Origin of the sequence: Ramlibacter sp., assembly GCF_013697775.1 — a bacterium.
GTDB lineage: Bacteria > Pseudomonadota > Gammaproteobacteria > Burkholderiales > Burkholderiaceae_C > Ramlibacter.
Genome location: NZ_JACCWG010000266.1, coordinates 1 through 4,861 on the forward strand (window position 1 = coordinate 1; position 4,861 = coordinate 4,861).

Consider the following 4,861-nt stretch of genomic DNA (forward strand, 5'->3'; position numbering starts at 1 on the left):
GCGCTGCGCCGGCGCCGGCCGCCGCACCGGCGGCAACAACGCCTGCTGCGGCAGCACCCGCCGCATCCGCCGCCTCGCAGGCGCAGCGCTGAGGATCGCCGATGTCCAAGTTCTTCATCGACCGGCCCATCTTCGCGTGGGTGATCGCGCTGTTCATCGTGGTGCTGGGCATCGTGGCCGTCACCAAGCTGCCGGTCGCCCAGTACCCGAGCGTGGCGCCGCCGTCCATCGTCGTCAGCGCCACCTACCCCGGCGCCTCCGCGCAGACGCTGGAGGAAAGCGTGCTGTCGGTGATCGAGCAGGAGATGAACGGCTCGCCCGGCCTGATCTACATGGAAGCGGTGGCGCAGGCCAGCGGCTCCGGCTCGATCGTCCTGTACTTCGAGACCGGCACCAGCCCCGACCTCGCGCAGGTGGACGTGCAGAACCGGCTGTCGCGCGCCGCGCCGCGCCTGCCGCCGGCGGTGACGCAGCAGGGCGTGCGCGTGGACAAGGCGCGCTCCAACTTCCTGCTGTTCGCCACCCTGTCCTCCGACAACCCGGCCTTCGACCTGGTGGCCCTTGGCGACTACGCGTCGCGCACGGTGCTGCCGGAAATCCAGCGCATTCCTGGCGTCGGCCAGGCCCAGCTGTTCGGCACCGAGCGCGCCATGCGCATCTGGATCGACCCGGCCAAGCTGGTCGCCTTCAACCTCTCGGCCGCCGACGTGACCCAGGCTATCCGTTCGCAGAATGCGCAGGTGTCCTCAGGCCTGATCGGCGACACGCCGAACATCCCGGGCCAGGGCATCGCCGCCACCGTGGTGGTGAACGGCCAGCTCAATTCGACGGAGCAGTTCGGCAACGTGGTGCTGCGCGCCAACCCCGACGGCTCCACGGTGCGCATGCGCGACGTGGCGCGGCTGGAGCTCGGGGCGCAGAACTACGCCACCTCGGCGCGGCTGAATGGCCGGCCGTCCGCCGGCATCGGCGTGCAGCTCGCGCCCTCGGGCAATGCACTGGCCACGGCCGACGCGATCCGCAAGCGCATGCAGGAGCTGTCCAAGTTCTTCCCGGCGGGCGTGAAATGGGACATCCCGTACGACACCTCGCGCTTCGTGCAGATCTCCATCGCGCAGGTGATCGAGACGCTGGCCGAAGCGATGGTGCTGGTGTTCCTGGTGATGTTCCTGTTCCTGCAGAACTTCCGCTACACGGTGATCCCCGCCGTCGTGGTGCCGGTGTCGCTGCTGGGCACCTTCGCCGTGCTGCTGGCGCTGGGCTTCTCGATCAACGTGCTGACCATGTTCGGCATGGTGCTGGTGATCGGCATCGTGGTGGACGACGCCATCGTGGTGGTGGAGAACGTCGAGCGCATCATGAGCGAGGAAGGCCTGCCGCCGCGCGAGGCCACGCGCAAGGCCATGGGCCAGATCCAGGGCGCCATCATCGGCATGACGGTGGTGCTGGTGTCGGTGTTCGTGCCGCTGGCCTTCTTCGGCGGCGCGGTCGGCAACATCTACAAGCAGTTCTCCGCGGTGATGCTGTCGTCCATCATCTTCTCCGCGGCGATGGCGCTGTCGCTCACGCCGGCGCTGTGCGCCACGCTGCTCAAGCCCGTGGAGGCAGGCCACCACCATGAGAAGCGCGGGTTTTTCGGCCGCTTCAACCGCGGCTTCACCCGCACCTCGGAGCGCTACGAGAGCACGGTGGCCACGCTGCTCAAGCGCTCCGGCCGCATGCTGATCGTGTTCGCGGCGGTGGTGGCCGCGGTCGCCGTGCTGTTCCTGCGCATGCCGTCGTCGTTCCTGCCCGGCGAGGACCAGGGCTACATGCTGGTGAACGTGCAGCTGCCGCCGGGCGCGACGATCCAGCGCACCACCAGGGTCATGGAGCAGGTCGAGGCGTTCATCCTCAAGCAGCCCGAGGTGCAGAGCATGGTCGGCGTGCTTGGTTTCAGCTTCTCCGGCGCCGGGCAGAACGCGGCGCTGGCCTTCGTCACGCTCAAGCACTGGAGCGACCGCAAGGGCCAGGAACACTCGGCCCAGGCGCTGGCCGGCCGCTCTTCCGGCGCGCTGTCGAAGATCCGCGACGCCTTCATCTTCGCGCTGAGCCCGCCGCCCATTCCCGAGCTGGGCGCGGCTTCGGGCTTCAGCTTCCGCCTGCAGGACCGTGGCGGCAACGGCCGCGCCGCGCTGGTCGCCGCGCGCAACCAGCTGCTGGGCCTGGCCGGCCAGAGCAAGCTGCTGGCCAGCGTGCGGCCCGACGGCCTGGAAGACGCGCCGCAGCTGCAGCTGGACATCGACCGCGACAAAGCCGCCGCGCTGGGCGTGGGCTTCGACGCGGTGAACGCCGCGATCTCCACCACGCTCGGCTCGGCCTACGTGAACGACTTCCCCAACAACGGGCGGCTGCAGCGCGTGGTGGTTCAGGCCGACGCGCCGGCACGCATGCAGCCGGACGACCTGCTGCGGGTGAACGTGGTGAACGCGCGCGGCGCGGCGGTGCCGATGTCGGCCTTCGCCACCACGCGCTGGATCGTCGGGCCGATGCAGACGGTGCGCTACAACGGCTATCCAGCCATGCGCATCTCGGGCGACGCGGCGCCCGGCTACAGCACCGGCGAGGCGATGCAGGAGATGGAGCGGCTGGCCGCGCAGCTGCCGGCCGGCTTCGCCTACGAATGGACCGGCCAGTCGCGCGAGGAAAAGCTGGCAGGCGCGCAGGCCGTGATCCTGCTGGGCTTCTCGATGCTGGCCGTGTTCCTGTGCCTGGCCGCGCTGTACGAGAGCTGGTCGATCCCGCTGGCGGTGATCCTGGTGGTGCCGCTGGGCATCGTCGGCGCGCTGCTGGGCGCCACCCTGCGCGGCTATCCCAACGACGTGTACTTCAAGGTGGGGCTGGTGACCATCATCGGCCTGTCGGCCAAGAACGCGGTGCTGATCATCGAGTTCGCCAAGGACCTGCACGCGCAGGGCCGGGGCGTGGTGGAGTCGGTGCTGGCCGCGTGCCGGCTGCGCTTTCGCCCGATCATCATGACCTCGCTGGCCTTCATCCTGGGCGTGCTGCCGCTGGTGGTCGCCAGCGGCGCCGGCTCGGCCAGCCAGCGCGCCATCGGCACCGGCGTGATGGGCGGCATGATCACCGCGACCACCCTGGCCGTGCTGTTCGTGCCGGTGTTCTTCGTGGTCGTGCGGCGTTTCTTCAAGGACAGCGAGCGGCAGCGGCGCATGTATGCGCACGAACTCGACGCGCCCCCGGCCGTGGAGGGCCAGCCATGAACCGGGCACTGATCGCCGTGGCCTGCGCGGGCCTGCTGGCCGCCTGCTCCCAACTGCCGGCGTACGAGCGCCCGGCAGTGCCGGTGCCCGGCGCGTTTCCGTATCCGGGCGCGGCCGGCGGCGGCGCGGCCGCGGCCGACCTGGACTGGCAGGCCTTCTTCACCGACGCGCGCCTGCGCGGCCTGATCGGCACCGCGCTTGCCAACAACCGCGACCTGCGCATCGCCATCCTCAACATCGAGCAGGCGCGCGCGCAGTACGACATCCGCCGCGCCGACCGCTATCCCACGGTGGGTGCACAGGCCACCGGCTCGCGCGCGCCGAGTGCCGGTGGCGGCACCGCCAGCAGCTACACCGCGGGCATCGCGCTGACCTCGTGGGAGATCGACCTGTTCGGCCGCATCGCCAGCCTGAGCGAAGCCGCGCTGGCGCAGTTCCTGGCGACCGAGGAAGGCCGCCGGGCGGCGCAGGCCAGCCTGGTGTCGCAGGTGGCCGGCACCTGGCTGTCGCTGTGCGCCGACGAGGAGCTGCTGACGCTGACGCGCGACACGCTGGCCACGCGCGCCGAGTCGCTGCGGCTCACGCGCCTGCGCTTCGAGGCCGGCGCCTCGTCCGAGATCGATTTCCGCCAGGCGCAGTCGCTCTACGAGAGCGCGCGCGCCACGCTGTCGCAGCTGCAGCGCCAGCGCGCGCTCGACATCGACGCACTGGGCCTGCTGCTCGGCCAGGCGCTGCCGCCGGACTACGAGGCCCAGGCCACCACTGCCGGCCTGGCGTTCGCCGACCTGCCGGCCGGCACGCCGTCGGACGTGCTGCTGCGCCGGCCCGACGTGCGGCAGGCCGAGCAGCAGCTGGTCGCCGCCAACGCCAACATCGGCGCGGCGCGCGCGGCGTTCTTCCCACGCATCAGCCTGACAGCCGGCATCGGCACCGCCAGCCGCGAGCTGTCGGGCCTGTTCACCGGCGGCGCCTGGGGCTTCACGGTGGCGCCCGCCATCGTGCAGACCCTCTTCGATGCCGGCCGCAACCGCGCGGGGCTCGCCTCGGCGCAGGCCGCGCGCGACATCGCGGTGGCGCAGTACGAGCGCGCCATCCAGTCGGCGTTCCGCGAAGTGTCCGACGCACTGGCGGGCCGCGACTTCCTGGGCGAGCAGCAGCAGGCGCAGGCGACGGTGGTGGAAGCCGAGACGGTGCGCCTGCGCCTGGCGCGCCTGCGCTACGAAGGCGGCGTGGCCAGTTACCTGGACGACCTGGACGCGCAGCGTTCGCTGTTCGCGGCGCAGCAGGCGCTGGTGCAGACGCGGCTGCTGCGGCTGCAGAACCAGGTGCAGCTGTACCGCGCTTTGGGCGGCGGCTGGACCGGCGGCTGACGAAGCTCAGGCCGGCGCCAGCAGGCCCTGCGCAGCGAAGTTGGCGATCCACACCCGGGCGAGTTCCGGTGTGGGCGCGGGACGCAGCCCCAGCGCCATGACGGCCTCCAATGTCTGGCCCACCGTCGCCGTGCCGTCGAGCCGCGCCAGCAGCTCCCATTGCACCGGCGCCAGCTCGCGCGTGGACAGGCGCCAGTCGGCGCGGGTGAGCGCCAGCATGCAGGGCCGCGG

3 protein-coding genes are annotated in these 4,861 nt (G+C 71.3%); 2 read left to right on the forward strand and 1 reads right to left on the reverse strand.

What is annotated here, in order from left to right:
• The first annotated feature begins 101 nt into the window (after window positions 1–101).
• The gene (locus H0U68_RS13070; protein WP_296356247.1) at window positions 102–3,260 is read left to right on the forward strand and encodes an efflux RND transporter permease subunit; all 3,159 of its coding nucleotides are present in this window, start codon (window positions 102–104) and stop codon (window positions 3,258–3,260) included.
• Window positions 3,257–4,630 carry an efflux transporter outer membrane subunit gene (locus H0U68_RS13075; protein WP_296356248.1) on the forward strand — a complete coding sequence of 458 codons (1,374 nt, stop codon included), beginning with the start codon at window positions 3,257–3,259 and terminating at the stop codon, window positions 4,628–4,630. Before H0U68_RS13070 ends, H0U68_RS13075 begins: the two co-directional genes overlap by 4 nt.
• 6 nt (window positions 4,631–4,636) lie before the next feature.
• Here H0U68_RS13075 and H0U68_RS13080 read toward each other — a convergent pair.
• The coding region (locus H0U68_RS13080; protein WP_296356250.1) for a hypothetical protein at window positions 4,637–4,861 on the reverse strand (225 nt) is incomplete at its 5' end.